Below are 16716 nucleotides of genomic sequence, written 5' to 3'. Positions count from 1 at the left end.
CCGCAACCTATGTCCGTCGGCGCAGAGTTTCCAGAGTATCTGCACCAAGACACTCGATCCCGTCCGACCGGAATCGCGGCGCGCCGTCCAGATCGGCGACCGAAAGCCCGTCCAACGCGGCTCTTCCGTCGCCGCCGATGGCCACCGGCGCACGGAACAGGGCCAGGGTATCGACAGCGTCGGCCTTCAGAAAAGCTGCCGCCACGGCGGCTCCCCCCTCCACCAGAACGCTGTTGATGCCCCGTTCGCCCAGGGCGGCCAGAGCCGCGTGGATCTCGGGGCGGCCGTCAGGGGCGGTGGCGACGGGGATCACCGCCACGCCCCGCGCCTCCAGAGCGCCGCGCCGGTCCGATGGCGCCCCCTGCCCGCAGATCACCCAGGTCGGGGTCTGCGCGGCGGTGGCGACGAGGCGGGCGGATCGCGACAGGGCGAGCCCGCTGTCGAGCACCACCCGCACCGGCGACTGCGCCTCCAGCCCCGGCAGACGGCAGGTCAACGCCGGATCGTCGGCCGTGGCGGTGCCGGCGCCGACCAGGATGGCGTCGTGGCGCGCCCGCATCAGGTGGCCGCATGCCCGTGCCTGCGGCCCGGTGATCCATCGGCTGGCGCCGGTGGCGGTGGCGATGCGGCCGTCCAGGCTGGTGGCGAGCTTCAGGGTGACCGTCGGCCGGCCGATGCGGGTGCGCGACAGATATCCGGCGAGCCCGGCCTCGGCGGCGGCGGTCTCCACGCCGGTCACCACCGCGATCCCGGCCGCGCGCAGCATCGCCAGCCCGCCGCCGTCGACCCGGGGGTCCGGATCCTCCACGGCGACCACGACCCGGGCGACGCCGGCCTCGATCAGCGCGTTGGAACAGGGCGGCGTTCGGCCCCAATGGGCGCAGGGCTCCAGGGTGACATAGGCCGTCGCCCCCCGCGCCGCCTCGCCCGCCATCGCCAGGGCATTGGCCTCGGCATGGGGTCGGCCGCCGTCGGAGGTCCGGGCGCGGGCGACGATCTCGCCGTCACGGACCAGGACGCAGCCGACGGAGGGGTTCTCCGCCGTGCGCCCGAGCCCGCGCCGGGCGAGCCGCAGCGCGACCGCCATGAAGGCGCGGTCGGCTGCGGTGATGGTGGATGCGGTGATGGTGGATACGGAGGTCATGGCGGACCGCCCTGCCTTTCGGCGGTCAGTCGTCGTTGTAGTTGCCGCCGCTCTGAATTTCCTCGACGAAGTTCTCGAAGTCCTTCGCCTCGCGGAAATTCTTGTAGACCGAGGCGAAGCGCACATAGGCGACCGGGTCCACATTGGCGAGCGCGTCCATGACCATCTCGCCGATGACCTCGGACGGGATCTCGCTCTCGCCCATGCTCTCCAGGCGCCGGACGATACCGGTCACCAGACGCTCTATGCGCTCGGGATCGACCGGCCGCTTGCGCAGGGCGATCTGGATCGACCGCGCCAGCTTGTCCCGGTCGAAGGGCGCGCGCTTGCCCGTCTTCTTGACCACCGTCAGCTCGCGAAGCTGCACCCGCTCGAACGTGGTGAAGCGGGCGCTGCATTCCGGGCAGAACCGGCGGCGCCTTATGGCGGTGTTGTCCTCGGTGGGACGCGAGTCCTTCACCTGGGTGTCGTCGTTACCGCAGAACGGACAGCGCATGCCTCTACTCCCTCACTCGCTCAGGCCGCGCCCGGATAGATCGGGAAGCGGTTGCACAACGCCTCGACCTTGGCCCGGACCTGGGCCTCGACCTGGCCGTCGCCCTCCGGGTTGCGCGCCAGACCGTCCAGCACGTCGCCGATCAGCTCGCCGACCTGTCGGAACTCGGCCACGCCGAAACCGCGGGTGGTGCCGGCCGGGGTGCCCAGGCGCACGCCGGAGGTGATCATCGGCTTCTGCGGGTCGAACGGCACGCCGTTCTTGTTGCAGGTGATGCCGGCGCGCTCCAGGGCGTGCTCGGTATCGCGGCCGGTCAGCCCCTTGGGCCGCAGGTCGACCAGCATCAGGTGGCTGTCGGTGCCGCCGGAGACGATATCCAGGCCCCGGCCCTTCAGCACCTCGGCCAGCGCCTTGGCGTTGTCGACCACGGCCTGGGCATAGGCCTTGAACTCGGGACGCAGCGCCTCGCCGAAGGCGACCGCCTTGGCCGCGATCACATGCATCAGCGGACCGCCCTGCAGACCGGGGAAGACGGCGGAGTTGATCTTCTTGCCGATATCCTCGTCGCGCGACAGGATCATGCCGCCGCGCGGGCCGCGCAGGGTCTTGTGGGTGGTCGTGGTCACCACATCGGCATGGGGCAGCGGGCTCGGCAGCACGCCGCCGGCGACCAGGCCGGCGAAATGCGCCATGTCGACCATGAACAGCGCGCCGACGCCGTCGGCGATCTGGCGGAAGCGCACGAAGTCGATCTCGCGCGGATAGGCCGAGCCGCCGGCGATGATCAGAGCCGGCTTGTGCTCCTTGGCCAGCGCCTCGACCTGATCGTAGTCGATCGTGCCGGCTTCCTTGGTCACGCCGTAGCCGATGGCGTTGAACCACTTGCCCGACAGGTTCGGCTTCGCGCCATGGGTCAGGTGACCGCCGGCGTCCAGCGACATGCCGAGAATCGTGTCGCCCGGCTTCAGCAGGGCCAGGAACACCGCCTGGTTGGCGGACGCCCCGCAATGGGGCTGCACGTTGACGAACGGGCAGTCGAACAGCTTCTTGGCCCGGTCGATGGCGAGCTGCTCGGCGATGTCCACGAACTCGCAGCCGCCGTAGTAGCGCCGGCCCGGATAGCCTTCGGCGTACTTGTTGGTGAGAACCGAGCCCTGGGCCTCCAGCACGGCGCGGGAGACGATGTTCTCCGAGGCGATCAGCTCGATCTGGGACTGCTGTCGGTGCAGCTCCTTGGTGATCGAGCCGAGCAGCTCGGCATCGCTCTCGGCCAGGGAGGCGCCGAAAAAGGTTTCGGCATTGGTGTGAAGATCATTGGCGAGGGTCATGAAGAGATCGGTCTCCTTCGGACCTCAGTCTGGTGTCAGGTGGTGGCGGTTGTCGCCCGGCTCGGGGCCGATGGCGGCGGCGCCTTACAGTTCCGGCGGATTGGTCATCTTGCCGACCCGCCTGGTGTGGCGGTCGCCGCCGAAGTCGGTGGTAAGAAACGTTTGCAGGCAGTCCCGGGCAACCTCGACGCCGAGCAGCCGCCCGCCCAGGGCGATCACGTTGGCATCGTTATGCTCCCGGCACAGCCGCGCGGTGGTTACATCGTGGCACATGGCGGCGCGCACCCAGGGATATCTGTTGGCGGCGATGCTGATTCCAAGGCCGGTGCCGCAGACCAGCACGCCGCGGGACGCGGTTCCGTCCTTCAGGGCGCGGGCCATCTCGACGGCGAAATCCGGATAATCAACCGACGCCGCGCCGTCCGTCCCGAGATCCAGCACCTCGAATCCTTTCTCGCGCAGAAAATCCACGAGGTCGGTCTTCAGCGGATAACCGGCATGATCGGACGCAATGGCGATCGCGGCAGAGGTCATAGTCGAAGGCTCCGGGGCAGGTTCGTCCCTATATAAGCCAACTTGCCGGTGCGATGCCACAAAAGCTGGCACGACTCGGTATTGAAATCCTGTGAGTTTTCACCATCTGCCCAGCTTCTGGCGCAACACGCGCGATCCCGACCGACTTTCCCTTCAATGACAAATTTCATGGGGAAATTATTTCAACAGCCGTGCAATAAGTGCTGTCCCATACTTAAAGTTAGTCACTGAAATTCTTGCAGAATGTATTGACTTGCCTTGTCGCCTGTGTCAGCACATCTGTTATGCAATGTTCCCCACAAAATTGAGCTTTTCAATGAGCGAAGACGCCAAGACTGAAACAGCCGCCGGTAAATCGATGATCGAAATGACGACCCAGGTCGTCGCGGCTTATCTGAGCAACAACTCGGTCGCCTCCAATCAAATCGCGGAGGTGATCAATACGGTTCACGATGCGCTCAACAATCTGAATGAGGGTGGCGGCGAGCCGGAGCCGGAGCCGCTGAAGCCTGCCGTTCCGATCAAGAAGTCGGTGACGCCGGATTACATCGTTTGCCTGGAAGATGGCAAGCAGTTGAAGATGCTGAAGCGTCACCTGCGCACCACCTACGACATGACTCCAGAGGATTATCGGGCGAAGTGGGGGCTGCCGGCCGATTATCCGATGGTGGCGCCGAACTACGCGGCTCAGCGCTCGGAGTTCGCCAAGAAGATCGGCCTCGGCCGTCAGACCTCCCGCCGCGGGGGGCGTCGCAAGAGCGCGTAACCGCCGACTTTTCGATTTTTCGAATAGTGGACGGCCGTCGGCTTACCGGCGGCCGTCTTTCTTTTGCTTGTTCATCACGTATTCCAGCTTGCGGATCGCCAGCTGGCGCAGGGCCGCCTCGCCGCGCGTCGGATCGCCGACGATCGAGACCTCGGTACCCGTAACCGGATCGATGGCGCTCACCTTCACGTAGGCGCCCCGCGAAATGAACTCCAGAATCACTCGATTGTCGTTTCTAGGGGGCATTCTCGTCTCTGGATGTTTGGACGCTACGCATTGCCGCCGTATATAAGAACGAACGAACCAAGATTACGAGGTAGATCGACATGGCCCCGCCCGTCGCCGCCGACGCTGACAAGCCGGCATCCGACATCAAGAAGCGTCCCGATTTCGTCTGGGATGATCCGCTCCTTCTGGAGGACCAGCTCACCGAAGAAGAGCGCATGATCCGAGACTCCGCGCGGGACTACTGCCAGGAGAAGCTCCTGCCGCGCGTGACCGAAGGTTTCCGCCACGAGACCTTCGACCGGGACATCATGACCGAAATGGGCGCGCTGGGTCTGCTCGGCGCGACCATCCCCGAGGAATACGGCGGCGCCGGCGTGAACCACGTCTGCTACGGCCTGATCGCCCGCGAGGTCGAGCGCGTCGATTCCGGCTACCGCTCGGCGATGTCCGTGCAGTCCAGCCTGGTCATGCACCCGATCTACACCTACGGCTCCGAGGAGCAGCGCAAGAAGTACCTGCCGAAGCTCGCCAGCGGCGAGTGGGTCGGCTGCTTCGGCCTGACCGAGCCGGATCACGGCTCCGATCCGGGCGGTATGAAGACCCGCGCGGTGAAGGTCGACGGCGGCTACAAGGTGTCCGGCGCCAAGATGTGGATCACCAACTCGCCGATCGCCGACGTGTTCGTGATCTGGGGCAAGACCGAGGACGGCAAGATCCGCGGCTTCGTGCTCGAGAAGGGCATGGAGGGTCTGTCGGCCCCGAAGATCGAGGGCAAGTTCAGCCTGCGCGCCTCCATCACCGGCGAGATCGTGATGGACGGGGTCTTCGTCCCCGACGAGAACCTGCTGCCGAACATCTCCGGCCTGGGCGGCCCGTTCGGCTGCCTGAACAAGGCACGCTACGGCATCTCCTGGGGCGCGCTGGGCGCGGCCGAGGCCTGCTGGCACGCGGCGCGAGACTACACCATGGAGCGCACCCAGTTCGGCCGGCCGCTGGCCGCCAACCAGCTGATCCAGAAGAAGCTGGCGGACATGCAGACCGAGATCACGATCGGCCTGCAGGCCTGCCTGCGCCTGGGCCAGCTGCTGGACCAGGGCCGCGGCGCGCCGGAGGCGATCTCGCTGGCCAAGCGCAATTCCTGCGGCAAGGCGCTGGACATCGCCCGCATGGCCCGCGACATGCACGGCGGCAACGGCATCTCCGACGAGTACGGCGTGATCCGCCACGTGCTCAATCTGGAGGCCGTGAACACCTACGAAGGCACCCACGACGTGCACGCCCTGATCCTGGGCCGCGCCCAGACCGGCCTGCAGGCGTTTACCGGGTAAGGCAGACGTCCAGGGAGGGCTCCGCCGCCGCGGGGCCCTCCCCATGACGTCATCCTGACTTGCGTCAGAATGACTGGGAGTGCCGGTACCGTCAGAGGCTCGATCCTGACTTGCGTCAGGATGACGGGATGGTTGGCTACTGCGCCTCCGCCGCCCGGCAGAGATCGGCCAGGGCGGCGGCTTCCCCATTGTCGAGACGCTCGCCGTTGAAGGTCAGGGCGCCGGACAGCAGATCGTACTTCACCGTCCCCACCACCGCCTGGCCCCGAGGGGCCAACGGCGTGTCGGACGCCACCCCGTAATTCGACAGCAGGTCGTAGGTGACGTCGAAGGTCACCTCGGTCGGAGTCTTGATCGTCACGGAGCCCGGAAGGTCGGCGGGCGCGACGGCATTGCCGTTCACATCGACGCCGGGCTTATAGGCCACGTCGGCGCTCGGCTGATGGCGCACCAGCCGCTGGCAGTCGGTCGCGGTCACGGTGATGGTGGAGGCGCGGACGGTCGAATCGCCGGCCGCTTCGAGGACGAACACAGCACAAAAACCGATGGTGGCGGCCAGCACCCGGTGCCTCGCGCGATCCGGCGACCTTCGGAACGTAAAGTGACGCGCGTCCATGACCGGTTCTCCTAACTGCGAGATACAAACATACTCGTTAGGATGCGAACGTGTTCAAAAATTGTCCGCAAATGACTTTTTTTGGTCGACGCGCCCGGTGCGATCCCCTATCTTTCGCGGGCAAAGAAAAGACCGCACCGGCGTAGCCGGCACGGCCCGAGTTTAGGGAGGAAACGCCATCAGGCGTATGTGATCGCCAACGATCACAGTCAGGAAAATAGTCCTGACCAAAGGGAGTGGCAAGGCTTTATCGCCTCAGCCGCTCTTTTTTTTGGCAAAAATCATGCAGGTGTGCATTTTTTAGGCAATTGTCACTTTTAGAAGCGGGCATTTGGCACAGTCTTGTGCACCGCAGCATGTTTCCGCGCTGCAACCGCGGCCTTCTTCCCCTTCCCGTCTTCCCGGCCTCGCGCCGGGACCCGGAAAAGGAGCGGCTGGATCGTCTTAAAAAGTCGTGAGTCGGTCCCGCAAGCGGTCACCCTGGATCCCGGCGCAAGGTCGGGAAGACGGCAGGAGGACACGGGAGGACGGCAGCGGCGGAGGAGCAGCGGCGGAGGAGCAGCGGCGGAGGAGTGGCGGAGGTGCGGCGACCGGGCCGCCCCTGCCCTCACATCCAGTCCTTGATCATCTCGCGGAACGAGATCAGATCGGAGCGGATGATCTGGTCGATGATGACCCACAGGACCGCGGCGATCAGCGTCGTGGCGACGAGCTTGATCGCCAGCATCGGCTTCTTCGGCGCACCGGCGTCGTTGCCCGGCTGCACGGCGTCGTCGCGGCGCACGCCGACCGGCAGGGCCATGAACAGCACCCACCACCACAGAATGACGTAGACGACAATTCCGGAGACCAGATCCATGGGGGCTCAGACCTGCTCGAGTTCGACCAGGGTCCCGGCGAAGTCCTTGGGGTGCAGAAACAGCACCGGCTTGCCGTGGGCGCCGGTCTTCGGCTCGCCGTCGCCCAGCACCCGGGCGCCGTCGGCCTTCAGCCGGTCGCGCGCTGCCAGGATGTCGTCCACCTCGTAGCAGACGTGGTGGATGCCGCCGGACGCGTTCTTCTCCAGGAAGCCGGTGATCGGCGAGCCGTCGCCCAGGGGATGCAGCAGCTCGATCTTGGTGTTCGGCAGCTCGACGAAGACCACGGTCACGCCGTGCTCCGGCAGCTCCAGGGGCTGCGAGACGGCCGCCCCCAGGGTGTCGCGATAGGTGGCGGTCGCCGCCTCCAGGTCGGGAACGGCGATGGCGACGTGGTTCAATCGGCCGATCATAGTCTCGGGCTCCGTCAGATCCTCACGATATGGACGTCGGTCACCGGGCGCTTGTTGAACTCGTCGCGCACGATGCGCCGCACCATGCGCCGGGCCGCCTCGCGCACGGCATCGTCCTCGCGCCGGTCGCGGTTGGACAGCTTGCGCAGGGTCTCCTGCAGGGCGTCGGCGGCGTCCAGGGCGACGTCCTCGGCATCCTCGGGATCGGCGATGCCGACCAGGGAGACGACCGGATCCGCCTGAAGGTTGCCCTTGGCGTCCAGCACCAGGGTGACCGTCGCCGCCCCGTTGTGCAGCATTCGCCGCCGGTCGCGCAAGGTTTCGGACTGCAGGCCGAGGATCTGGCCGTCATCGACCACCTGGGCGCCCTTGCCCTCCACCCATTCCACGATCTCGGCATGGCCGGAGGCGAGCCGGATCAGGCTGCCGTTGGACGGCACCACGGTCTCCGGCACCTGGCAGGCCTTGGCCAGCCGCGCGTGCTCGCGCAGGTGGCGGGCATCGCCATGCACCGGGATCGCGATCTGCGGGCGCAGCATCTGGTACATCTCGGCCAGCTCCTCGCGGGCCGGGTGGCCGGAGACGTGGATGCCGGGCTGGTCCTCGGTGGTGATGATCTCCACCCCGCGGGCGGCGAGCCGGTTCTGCACCCGGCCGATGGCCCGCTCGTTGCCGGGGATCTGGCGCGAGGAGAAGATGCAGATGTCGCCCTCGCCCAGGGAGACGTGCGGATGGGCGCCGTCGGAGATCCGCGACAGGGCGGCCCGGGACTCGCCCTGGCTGCCGGTGCAGATCAGGACGATCTTGTCCTCCGGGAAATAGCCTGCCTCGTCCTCCTTCACGAAGGCCGGGGCGTCCTGCAGATAGCCGTTCTCCTTGGCCGCGTCGTGCATCCGCCACAGGGAGCGGCCGATCAGGGCACACTGCCGGTCGTTGGCGGCCGCCGCCATGGCGATGCTCTCCAGCCGCGCCACGTTGGAGGCGAAGCAGGCGACCGCGATCCGTCCCTGCCCGTCGTACTGGGCGAACAGCTCGGTCATGGCCATGCGGACCTCGGCCTCCGACCCGGTGCGGCCGGGCACGAAGACGTTGGTGCTGTCGCCCATCAGCGCCAGCACCCCCTCCTCGCCCACGGCGCGGATCGCGTCGAAATCGGTCGGCCCGCCGATGAACGGCGTGGGATCGAACTTCCAGTCGCCGCTGTGCACGACCGTGCCGGCACCGCAGCGCAGGACGATCATGTTCGGCTCGGGGATCGAATGGGTGACCCGAATCATCTCGATCTCAAACGGGCCAATGACCGCCGAACCGGCGACCGGGATCTCGATCAGCTCCACCTTCTCCAGAAGCCCGGCATCGATCAACTTGCGCCGCACCAGGGAGGCGGTGAAGGGCGTGCAGTAGATCGGGCAGCCCAGCCGCTCCCACAGATACGGCACCGCGCCGATATGGTCTTCGTGACCATGGGTCAGCAGCAGACCGCAGAGCTTGTCCTTCTGGGCCTCGATGGCGGAGATGTCCGGCAGGATGACGTCCACGCCCGGCGTGGTGTCGTCGCCGAAGGTGATGCCGAGATCGACCATCAGCCACTGTCCGGCATAGCCGTACAGGTTGACGTTCATCCCGATCTCGTCGGACCCGCCCAGCGGCAGGAAGTAGAGGTCGTCGTCGTTGGGGTTGAGCTTCAGGGTCATGCGGCTCCCGTCTGCCCCCGGTTCTTGTCGTGTATCATGCGCAATCCCGCCAATGTCAGGTCGTCGTCCACGATTTCGATGGCCGAGGTCCAGTCGGCGAACAGCGCCGCCAGGCCCCCGGTGCCGACCACCTTCATGGGCCGGCCGTACTCGGTGCGGATCCGCGCGACCAGACCCTCGATCATCGCCACATATCCCCAGAAGATCCCGGAATGCATGGCGGCGCGCGTGTTCTTGCCGATCACCCGGACCGGGTCGTTGTCGCCGGGCATGCGCTCCGGCGGCCGGATCGCCACCCGGGGAAGCTGGGCGGCGGCCATGTAGAGCGCCTCTAGGCTCAGGTTGATGCCCGGGCAGATGATGCCGCCGGCATAGCCGCCGTCGTCCTCCACCACGTCGAAGGTGGTGGCCGTGCCGAAATCCACGACGATCAGCGGCCCGCCATACAACTTGTGTGCCGCGACCGCATTGACCACCCGGTCCGCTCCGACCTCTTCCGGCCGGTCGATCCGGACCTCGATGCCGATCTCGGTCGGGCTCTGTCCGATCACCATCGGGTCGATGCCGAAATGCTTGCGGCACAGGGTCTTCAGGTTGAACAGCGTGGCCGGCACCACCGTGGCGATGATCACGCTGTCGATACCACCGGTATTGAGCGCGTCCAGCGCCATGAGCTGGGTCAGCCACACGGCGTACTCGTCCGCCGTGCGGTCCGCGTTGGTCGAGGTGCGCCAGGAGCCGATCGGCTCCTCGCGCCCGTCTTCATAGACGGCGAACACCGTGTTGGTGTTGCCGCAGTCGATCACCAGCAGCATCTGTCATTCCCGGCCATGGCTAGTTACCGGGCCGTTTACCGGATCGCCGCGCATCCGGCAGGGTCTAGGCCCCGATCAGGCTGGCGGCGGCGGCGGCGGCGGTATCGTAGATCGGCGACAGGCCGAGGAAGAACAGCACCGTGACCACCGCCGAACCGTACAGGATCAACCGCAGGTCGCCGGCCACCGCTCCGTCGAGCGGCTGCTCCGCCTCGTCGAAATACATGATCTTCACGATCCGCAGATAGTAGAACGCGCCGATCACGCTGGCCAGGACGCCGACCACGGCGAGGCCGTAGAGACCGGCATCGAGCGCCGCCATGAACACGTACCACTTGCCGAAGAAGCCGGCGAGCGGCGGGATGCCCGCCATGGAGAACATGAAGATCATCAGCGCCAGGGCCATCATCGGATGGGTGCGCGACAGGCCGGCGAGATCCGACAGGCTCTCCACCAGGCGGCCGTCGCGGCGCATGCCGAGGATGACGGCGAAGGTGCCGACATTCATGAAGATATAGGTCGCCATGTAGATCATGACGCCCGTCACCCCGGCTTCGGTACCGGCGGCCAGACCGACCAGGGCGTAACCCATATGGCCGATCGAGCTGTAGGCCATCAGGCGCTTGATGTTGCTCTGCATGATCGCGGCGAGCGCGCCGACCACCATGGAGGCGAGCGAGACGAACACCACCACCTGCTGCCAGGAGGCCAGCAGGTCGCCGAACGGATCGACCATCACACGCAGGAACAGGGCGATGGCGGCGACCTTCGGGGCGACGGCGAACAGCGCGGTCACCGGCGTCGGTGCGCCTTCGTAGACATCCGGCGTCCACATGTGGAACGGCACGGCGGACACCTTGAAGGCGAGGCCGCAGACCAGGAACACCAGGCCGACCACCAGGCCGGTCGACGGCGCCGCGCCGGTGCCCAGCACCGTGGCCAGGGTCTCGAAGCTGGTGGTGCCGGTGAAGCCGTAGATCATCGAACAGCCGTACAGCAGCAGGCCCGAGCTGAGCGCGCCGAGGACGAAGTACTTCAGGCCCGCCTCGGTGGATTTCAGCGTGTCGCGCCGGATCGACGCGACCACGTAGAGCGCCAGGCTCTGCAGCTCCAGGCCCATGTACAGCATGATCAGGTCCTTGGCGGAGACCATCAGCATCATGCCGAGCGTGGCGAACAGGATCAGCACCGGATACTCGAACCGGCCCGCCTGCTCGCGCTCCAGATAGCCGAGCGACAGGACGATCGAGAAGGCCGATCCCAGCAGGATCAGGATCTTGGCGTACTGGGCGAAGCCGTCCGTGACGAACAGGCCCTGGAAGGCGAGCGCCTCCCCGCCCTTGACCACCACCAGGACGGCCGCGACCGCCAGGGCCGCGATGGTCGCCCAGGACAGCATCTTCAGGCTGCTCTCGCCCTTGAAGACGCCCACCATGAGCAGCGCCAGGCCGGCGATGGCCAGGAAGATCTCCGCCGAGGCCGGCGCCATGATCGGAAGGGTCGTTGCCGCGTCCATATCCGTGCTCCCGGCCGTCTTAACGGGCCGCCAGGGCGGTGCCGGCTTCGCCGAGCGCCACCTTGTAATTCGTGATCAGGTTCTCCACCGAGGCCGACATCAGGTCGGTGAAGGTCGAAGGATAGATGCCCATCCACAGCACCAGGATGACCAGCGGCGCGAAGACCGCGATCTCCCGCGGGCTGAGATCCAGCAGCGCCTTGAGCTGCTCTTTCTCCAGCTTGCCGAAGATGACCCGGCGGTAGAGGTAGAGCATGTAGGCCGCGCCCAGGATCAGGCCGGTCGCCGTGAAGGCCGCGAGCCAGGTGTTGACCTGGAAGGCGCCGGCCAGGATCAGCAGCTCGCCGACGAAGCCCGAGGTGCCCGGCAGGCCGACCGAGGCCATCATGAACAGCATGAAGATCAGGGCGTAGCGCGGCATGTTCTGCGCCAGACCGCCATAGGCGTCGATCTCGCGGGTGTGCATGCGGTCGTAGACCACGCCGACGCACAGGAACAGCGCGCCCGACACGATGCCGTGGGACAGCATCTGGAAGATCGAGCCCTCGACGCCCTGGGTGGTCATGGTGAACATGCCGACGGTCACGAAGCCCATATGGGCGACCGACGAATAGGCGATCAGCTTCTTCATGTCCTGCTGCACCAGCGCCACCAGCGAGGTGTAGATCACCGCCACCACGCTCAGCGTGTAGACCAGCGGCGCGAAATCGGCCGAGGCCTCCGGGAACATCGGGATCGAGAAGCGCAGGAAGCCGTAACCGCCCATCTTCAGCAGCACGCCGGCCAGGATCACGGAGCCGGCGGTCGGCGCCTCCACGTGGGCGTCCGGCAGCCAGGTATGCACCGGCCACATCGGTACCTTCACCGCGAAGGAGGCGAAGAAGGCCAGCCACAGCCAGGTCTGCAGCTCCGGCAGGAAGCGGGTCGCCATCAGCGTCGGGATGTCGGTGGTGCCGGCCTGCCAGTACATCGCCAGGATCGCCAGCATCATCAGGACGGAGCCGGCCAGCGTGTACAGGAAGAACTTGAAGGCCGCGTAGACCCTACGCGCCCCGCCCCACACGCCGATGATCAGGAACATCGGGATCAGGACGGCTTCGAAGAAGATGTAGAACAGGAAGATGTCCAGGGCGCAGAACATGCCCACCATCATGGTCTCAAGGACCAGGAAGGCGATCATGTACTCGCGCACCCGCTTCTGCACCGCTTCCCAGCTCGCCAGGATGCAGATCGGCGTCAGCAGGGTCGACAGCAGCACGAACCAGACCGAGATGCCGTCCACGCCCATGTGATAGGCGATCGACGAGCCCGGGATCCAGTCGACCTTCTGGACCAGCTGGAACTCAGCCGACTGGGGATCGAAATAGGTCAGGATCAGCAGCGAGATCAGAAACACCGAGCCCGACGCCACCAGGGCCAGCCAGCGCGAGGAGCTCGCGACCTGCTCCGGGGTGCCGCGGACCGTCAGAATGAACGCCACCCCGAGCAGGGGGCCGAACGTCACGATCGTCAGAAGCCATTGTTCGAGCATCAGCTCAACCCCCGAAGGCCAGGTACCAGGAGACCAGCGCCACGACACCGATCAGCATGGCGAATGCGTAGTGATAGAGGTAACCGGTCTGCAGTCGGGCCACCTGCCCCGCGCACCAGCGGGTCATGGCGCTCACGCCGTCCGGACCGAACCCGTTGATGATGGTGCCGTCGCCGGTCTTCCAGAACATCAGGCCAGCCTGCCAGGAGCGCTTGACGAACAGCCAGTCGTAAAGCTCGTCGAAGTACCACTTGTTCAGCAGGAACAGGTAGACCGGACGGATCGCGCTGGTGACCTTCGCCGGGATGCCCGGGTTCAGGATGTAGGCCACATAGGCCGCGCCGATGCCGATGACGCCGACCACCAGGGGCAGCAGCTTGACCCAGGTCGGCGAGTGATGCGCCGCCTCGATCACGTTGTTCTCTTCCAGCACCTTGATGGCCGAGCCCCAGAACGCGTCCATCTCGTGGCCGACGAAATACTCGTAGCCGATGAAGCCGCTGAACACCGCGCCGATCGCCAGCACGATCAGCGGAACCAGCATGACCGGCGGCGACTCATGGGCATGGTCGAAGGTGTGCTGATCCATCCGCGGCTTGCCGTGGAAGGTCATGAACAGCAGGCGCCAGGAATAGAACGCGGTCAGCAGGGCGGCGACGATGCCGGCCCAGAAGGCGAACTGCCCGGCCCCGGTATGGGCCGCGAAGGCGGACTCCAGGATCATGTCCTTGGAGTAGTAGCCGGCGAAGAACGGGATGCCGGCCAGCGCCAGGGAGCCGATCCAGAACATGGCGTAGGTCCAGGGGATCTTGCGCCAGATGCCGCCCATGTTGCGCATGTCCTGCTCGTCGTGCAGGGCGTGGATCACCGAACCGGCCGACAGGAACAGCAGCGCCTTGAAGAAGGCGTGGGTCATCAGGTGGAAGATCGCCGCCGGATAGGCCGACACGCCGAGCGCGAAGAACATGTAGCCGAGCTGCGAACAGGTCGAATAGGCGATGACCCGCTTGATGTCGTTCTGGGTGGTGCCGACCGTCGCCGCGAAGAAAGCGGTGGCAGCACCGACGACGGTGACGACGACCAGGGCGGTCGGGGCGTATTCGAACAGCGGCGACATGCGCGCGACCAGGAACACGCCGGCGGTCACCATGGTGGCGGCGTGGATCAGGGCGGAGACCGGGGTCGGGCCTTCCATGGCGTCCGGCAGCCAGGTGTGCAGGCCGAGCTGGGCCGACTTACCCATGGCGCCGATGAACAGCAGGATGGCGATCACCGTCAGGGCGTCGACCTCCTCCCACCACAGGAAGCCGAAGGTGGTGCCGGCCATTTCCGGGGCGGCGGCGAAGATCGCGTCGAAACTCACCGCGTCGAACAGCAGGAAACAGCCGAAGATGCCGAGCGCGAAGCCGAAATCGCCGACGCGGTTGACCACGAAGGCCTTGATCGCGGCGGCGTTGGCCGAGGGCCGGTCGTACCAGAAGCCGATCAGCAGATACGAGGCGACACCCACACCCTCCCAGCCGAAGAACATCTGGATCAGGTTGTCCGAGGTCACCAGCATCAGCATGGCGAAGGTGAAGAACGACAGATACGCCATGAACCGCGGGATCGACGGATCGTGGCTCATATAGCCGACGGAATAGACGTGGACGCAGGACGACACGACGGTGACCACGATCACCATGACAGCGGTCAGCGTGTCCCAGCGCAGCGCCCAGCTCGCCTCGAAGCTGCCGCTGTCGATCCAGGTGAAGAGCTCCACGGTCTGGGCGTTGCCCTGCAGGGCGACTTCCCAGAAGGCGACGATGCCGAGGACCGCGGAGGTGAGCATGGCGCCGCAGGTCACGATCTGCGCGCCGCGGTCCCCCAGTTTCTTGTTCCCGAAGCCGGCGATCAGGGCGCCGATGAGCGGAAGAAAGACGATGGCGGCGTACATCGGCTCAGCCCTTCATCAGATTGATGTCGTCGACCGCGATGGAGCCGCGGTTGCGGAAGAACACCACAAGGATGGCAAGGCCGATGGCCGCCTCGGCCGCGGCGACCGTCAGCACGAACACCGCGAAGACCTGGCCCACCAGGTCGCCGAGATGCGTCGAGAACGCCACGAAGTTGATGTTGACGGCCAGCAGCATGAGCTCGACCGACATCAGGATGATGATCACGTTCTTCCGGTTCAGGAAAATGCCGAAGATCCCCAGGGTGAACAGGATCGCGGCGACCGTGAGGTAATGGCCCAGAGCGATTTCCATCTCAGACCCCTCCCCCGCGGGTCACCTTGACGACCTCGACGACATCCTCCGGACGGCGCAGGTTCTGCTTGTCGATCGACTGGCGCTTGACGCCGGGACGCTGGCGCAGGGTCAGCACGATGGCGCCGATCATGGCGACCAGCAGCACGATGCCGGCGGTCTGAAAGGCCAGGACGTAGTGGGTGTAGATCACCTGGCCGAGCGCCTCGGTGTTGGTGACATCCTGCGGGATCGGCGAGGCGGCCACGACGGCGACCTCAGGCGCGAAGCTCCACACGCCGACGATCAGGATCAGCTCGGCCAGCAGCACCAGGCCGATCAGGCCGCCGATCGGCAGGTAGCGCGCGAAGCCCTGGCGCAGCTCGACGAAGTTGATGTCGAGCATCATCACCACGAACAGGAACAGCACCGCGACGGCGCCGACATAGACGACGACCAGGATCATCGCCAGGAACTCCGCGCCCATCAGGACGAAGAGACCGGCGGCATTGAAGAAGGCCAGGATCAGGAACAGCACCGAATGCACCGGATTGCGCGATGTGACGACCATCACGCCCGATGCGACCGCCACGAAGGCGAACAGGTAGAAGACTAAGGCCTGTAGAGCCATGCCGATCCCTTTCCCCGGTCTTTCGACCCGTCACCGATTAAATTCAACCGGTTATCCCGTATTTCTAAACCGATACCTAAGTTATGCGATGCGCCGTCAGCGATAGGGCGCATCGGCCGTCAGGTTCCGGCTGATCTCGACTTCCCAGCGGTCGCCGTTCGCGAGCAGCCTGTCCTTGTTGTAGAACAGCTCCTCGCGGGTCTCCGTCGAGAATTCGAAATTCGGTCCCTCGACGATGGCGTCCACCGGGCAGGCTTCCTGGCAGAAGCCGCAGTAGATGCACTTCGTCATGTCGATGTCGTAGCGCGTCGTGCGGCGCGACCCGTCGGCGCGCGGCTCGGCCTCGATGGTGATGGCCTGGGCCGGGCAGATCGCCTCGCACAGCTTGCACGCGATGCAGCGCTCCTCGCCGTTCGGATAGCGGCGCAGCGCGTGCTCGCCCCGGAAGCGCGGGCTGAGCGGCCCCTTCTCATAGGGGTAGTTCAGCGTCACCTTGGGACGGAAGAAGTACTTCAGCGTCAGCGCCAGCCCGCCGACCAGCTCGGTCAGCAGCATGCTCTTGGCGCGGTATTGGACGGAAGCCATGGCTCA

Annotated in this window: 18 protein-coding genes; 2 read left to right on the top strand and 16 right to left on the bottom strand. The window is 65.9% G+C overall.

Features of this window, described 5'->3' with window-relative positions; all coding sequences use genetic code 11:
* Window positions 1-7: 7 nt before the first annotated feature.
* From ribD to rpiB, 4 genes are all read right to left on the bottom strand, one after another.
* On the bottom strand, window positions 8-1144 hold the full coding sequence (gene ribD / locus BLS34_RS01325; RefSeq protein WP_245701882.1) for a bifunctional diaminohydroxyphosphoribosylaminopyrimidine deaminase/5-amino-6-(5-phosphoribosylamino)uracil reductase RibD: 1137 nt from the start codon (window positions 1142-1144) through the stop codon (window positions 8-10).
* A 25-nt stretch (window positions 1145-1169) separates the two neighbouring features.
* The gene (gene nrdR, locus BLS34_RS01320) at window positions 1170-1640 is read right to left on the bottom strand and encodes a transcriptional regulator NrdR (RefSeq protein WP_028794884.1); all 471 of its coding nucleotides are present in this window, start codon (window positions 1638-1640) and stop codon (window positions 1170-1172) included.
* A gap of 20 nt (window positions 1641-1660) precedes the next feature.
* Entirely contained in the window at window positions 1661-2968 is a 1308-nt protein-coding gene (glyA, locus tag BLS34_RS01315; protein ID WP_093147583.1) for a serine hydroxymethyltransferase, read from the bottom strand.
* A gap of 84 nt (window positions 2969-3052) precedes the next feature.
* Window positions 3053-3502, bottom strand: coding sequence for a ribose 5-phosphate isomerase B (gene rpiB / locus BLS34_RS01310; RefSeq protein WP_028794886.1), 450 nt, complete (start codon window positions 3500-3502; stop codon window positions 3053-3055).
* 316 nt (window positions 3503-3818) lie between these two features.
* Between rpiB and BLS34_RS01305 the strand changes: the two genes are divergently transcribed.
* Window positions 3819-4268, top strand: coding sequence for a Ros/MucR family transcriptional regulator (locus tag BLS34_RS01305; protein WP_028794887.1), 450 nt, complete (start codon window positions 3819-3821; stop codon window positions 4266-4268).
* A 42-nt stretch (window positions 4269-4310) separates the two neighbouring features.
* On the opposite strand, the gene BLS34_RS01300 is transcribed toward BLS34_RS01305, so the two are convergent.
* Entirely contained in the window at window positions 4311-4514 is a 204-nt protein-coding gene (locus BLS34_RS01300; RefSeq protein WP_028794888.1) for a DUF6898 family protein, read from the bottom strand.
* A gap of 80 nt (window positions 4515-4594) precedes the next feature.
* On the opposite strand from BLS34_RS01300, the gene BLS34_RS01295 reads away from it, so the two are divergent.
* On the top strand, window positions 4595-5824 hold the full coding sequence (locus tag BLS34_RS01295; RefSeq protein WP_093147581.1) for an acyl-CoA dehydrogenase: 1230 nt from the start codon (window positions 4595-4597) through the stop codon (window positions 5822-5824).
* Window positions 5825-5960: 136 nt separating this feature from the next.
* Here the strand turns inward: BLS34_RS01295 and BLS34_RS01290 are convergent, their stop codons facing one another.
* The 11 genes from BLS34_RS01290 to nuoI all read right to left on the bottom strand — a co-directional run bounded on the left by BLS34_RS01290 (window position 5961) and on the right by nuoI (window position 16710).
* Window positions 5961-6386 carry a hypothetical protein gene (locus tag BLS34_RS01290; RefSeq protein ID WP_093147578.1) on the bottom strand — a complete coding sequence of 142 codons (426 nt, stop codon included), beginning with the start codon at window positions 6384-6386 and terminating at the stop codon, window positions 5961-5963.
* 661 nt (window positions 6387-7047) lie between these two features.
* Window positions 7048-7299 (bottom strand): DUF1467 family protein, encoded by a 252-nt coding sequence (locus tag BLS34_RS01285; protein WP_028794890.1) that lies wholly within the window; start codon window positions 7297-7299, stop codon window positions 7048-7050.
* A gap of 6 nt (window positions 7300-7305) precedes the next feature.
* Window positions 7306-7710, bottom strand: coding sequence for a methylmalonyl-CoA epimerase (gene mce / locus BLS34_RS01280; RefSeq protein WP_028794891.1), 405 nt, complete (start codon window positions 7708-7710; stop codon window positions 7306-7308).
* Window positions 7711-7724: 14 nt separating this feature from the next.
* On the bottom strand, window positions 7725-9404 hold the full coding sequence (locus tag BLS34_RS01275; protein WP_028794892.1) for a ribonuclease J: 1680 nt from the start codon (window positions 9402-9404) through the stop codon (window positions 7725-7727).
* Window positions 9401-10219, bottom strand: a complete 819-nt coding sequence (locus BLS34_RS01270) for a type III pantothenate kinase (protein ID WP_028794893.1) — start codon at window positions 10217-10219, stop codon at window positions 9401-9403. The genes BLS34_RS01275 and BLS34_RS01270 overlap by 4 nt, the downstream gene beginning before the upstream one ends.
* Before the next feature lie 64 nt (window positions 10220-10283).
* Entirely contained in the window at window positions 10284-11735 is a 1452-nt protein-coding gene (nuoN, locus tag BLS34_RS01265; RefSeq protein ID WP_028794894.1) for an NADH-quinone oxidoreductase subunit NuoN, read from the bottom strand.
* Between the two features lie 19 nt (window positions 11736-11754).
* On the bottom strand, window positions 11755-13266 hold the full coding sequence (locus BLS34_RS01260; protein ID WP_028794895.1) for an NADH-quinone oxidoreductase subunit M: 1512 nt from the start codon (window positions 13264-13266) through the stop codon (window positions 11755-11757).
* A gap of 4 nt (window positions 13267-13270) precedes the next feature.
* Window positions 13271-15202 carry an NADH-quinone oxidoreductase subunit L gene (nuoL, locus tag BLS34_RS01255; RefSeq protein WP_028794896.1) on the bottom strand — a complete coding sequence of 644 codons (1932 nt, stop codon included), beginning with the start codon at window positions 15200-15202 and terminating at the stop codon, window positions 13271-13273.
* Window positions 15203-15206: 4 nt separating this feature from the next.
* Window positions 15207-15515: an NADH-quinone oxidoreductase subunit NuoK gene (gene nuoK, locus BLS34_RS01250; RefSeq protein WP_028794897.1), complete on the bottom strand. Its 309-nt coding sequence runs from the start codon at window positions 15513-15515 to the stop codon at window positions 15207-15209.
* Window position 15516: 1 nt separating this feature from the next.
* Window positions 15517-16125 carry an NADH-quinone oxidoreductase subunit J gene (locus BLS34_RS01245; protein WP_028794898.1) on the bottom strand — a complete coding sequence of 203 codons (609 nt, stop codon included), beginning with the start codon at window positions 16123-16125 and terminating at the stop codon, window positions 15517-15519.
* A 96-nt stretch (window positions 16126-16221) separates the two neighbouring features.
* On the bottom strand, window positions 16222-16710 hold the full coding sequence (gene nuoI, locus BLS34_RS01240) for an NADH-quinone oxidoreductase subunit NuoI (RefSeq protein ID WP_028794899.1): 489 nt from the start codon (window positions 16708-16710) through the stop codon (window positions 16222-16224).
* Between the last annotated feature and the right edge of the window lie 6 nt (window positions 16711-16716).

It is taken from the genome of Thalassobaculum litoreum DSM 18839 (genome assembly GCF_900102465.1).
GTDB lineage: Bacteria > Pseudomonadota > Alphaproteobacteria > Thalassobaculales > Thalassobaculaceae > Thalassobaculum > Thalassobaculum litoreum.
This window is presented reverse-complemented; position numbering and strand designations above follow the sequence as displayed.

What these genes read in the sequence shown, in the direction of transcription:
- ribD (WP_245701882.1), bottom strand. Translation starts at nt 1,144, where the DNA reads ATGACCTCCGTATCCACCATCACCGCATCCACCATCACCGCAGCCGAC.
- BLS34_RS01285 (WP_028794890.1), bottom strand. Translation starts at nt 7,299, where the DNA reads ATGGATCTGGTCTCCGGAATTGTCGTCTACGTCATTCTGTGGTGGTGG.
- BLS34_RS01300 (WP_028794888.1), bottom strand. Translation starts at nt 4,514, where the DNA reads ATGCCCCCTAGAAACGACAATCGAGTGATTCTGGAGTTCATTTCGCGG.
- nuoK (WP_028794897.1), bottom strand. Translation starts at nt 15,515, where the DNA reads ATGGAAATCGCTCTGGGCCATTACCTCACGGTCGCCGCGATCCTGTTC.
- rpiB (WP_028794886.1), bottom strand. Translation starts at nt 3,502, where the DNA reads ATGACCTCTGCCGCGATCGCCATTGCGTCCGATCATGCCGGTTATCCG.
- glyA (WP_093147583.1), bottom strand. Translation starts at nt 2,968, where the DNA reads ATGACCCTCGCCAATGATCTTCACACCAATGCCGAAACCTTTTTCGGC.
- BLS34_RS01295 (WP_093147581.1), top strand. Translation starts at nt 4,595, where the DNA reads ATGGCCCCGCCCGTCGCCGCCGACGCTGACAAGCCGGCATCCGACATC.
- BLS34_RS01275 (WP_028794892.1), bottom strand. Translation starts at nt 9,404, where the DNA reads ATGACCCTGAAGCTCAACCCCAACGACGACGACCTCTACTTCCTGCCG.
- nuoL (WP_028794896.1), bottom strand. Translation starts at nt 15,202, where the DNA reads ATGTACGCCGCCATCGTCTTTCTTCCGCTCATCGGCGCCCTGATCGCC.
- BLS34_RS01260 (WP_028794895.1), bottom strand. Translation starts at nt 13,266, where the DNA reads ATGCTCGAACAATGGCTTCTGACGATCGTGACGTTCGGCCCCCTGCTC.
- nrdR (WP_028794884.1), bottom strand. Translation starts at nt 1,640, where the DNA reads ATGCGCTGTCCGTTCTGCGGTAACGACGACACCCAGGTGAAGGACTCG.
- nuoI (WP_028794899.1), bottom strand. Translation starts at nt 16,710, where the DNA reads ATGGCTTCCGTCCAATACCGCGCCAAGAGCATGCTGCTGACCGAGCTG.
- mce (WP_028794891.1), bottom strand. Translation starts at nt 7,710, where the DNA reads ATGATCGGCCGATTGAACCACGTCGCCATCGCCGTTCCCGACCTGGAG.
- nuoN (WP_028794894.1), bottom strand. Translation starts at nt 11,735, where the DNA reads ATGGACGCGGCAACGACCCTTCCGATCATGGCGCCGGCCTCGGCGGAG.
- BLS34_RS01305 (WP_028794887.1), top strand. Translation starts at nt 3,819, where the DNA reads ATGAGCGAAGACGCCAAGACTGAAACAGCCGCCGGTAAATCGATGATC.
- BLS34_RS01270 (WP_028794893.1), bottom strand. Translation starts at nt 10,219, where the DNA reads ATGCTGCTGGTGATCGACTGCGGCAACACCAACACGGTGTTCGCCGTC.
- BLS34_RS01245 (WP_028794898.1), bottom strand. Translation starts at nt 16,125, where the DNA reads ATGGCTCTACAGGCCTTAGTCTTCTACCTGTTCGCCTTCGTGGCGGTC.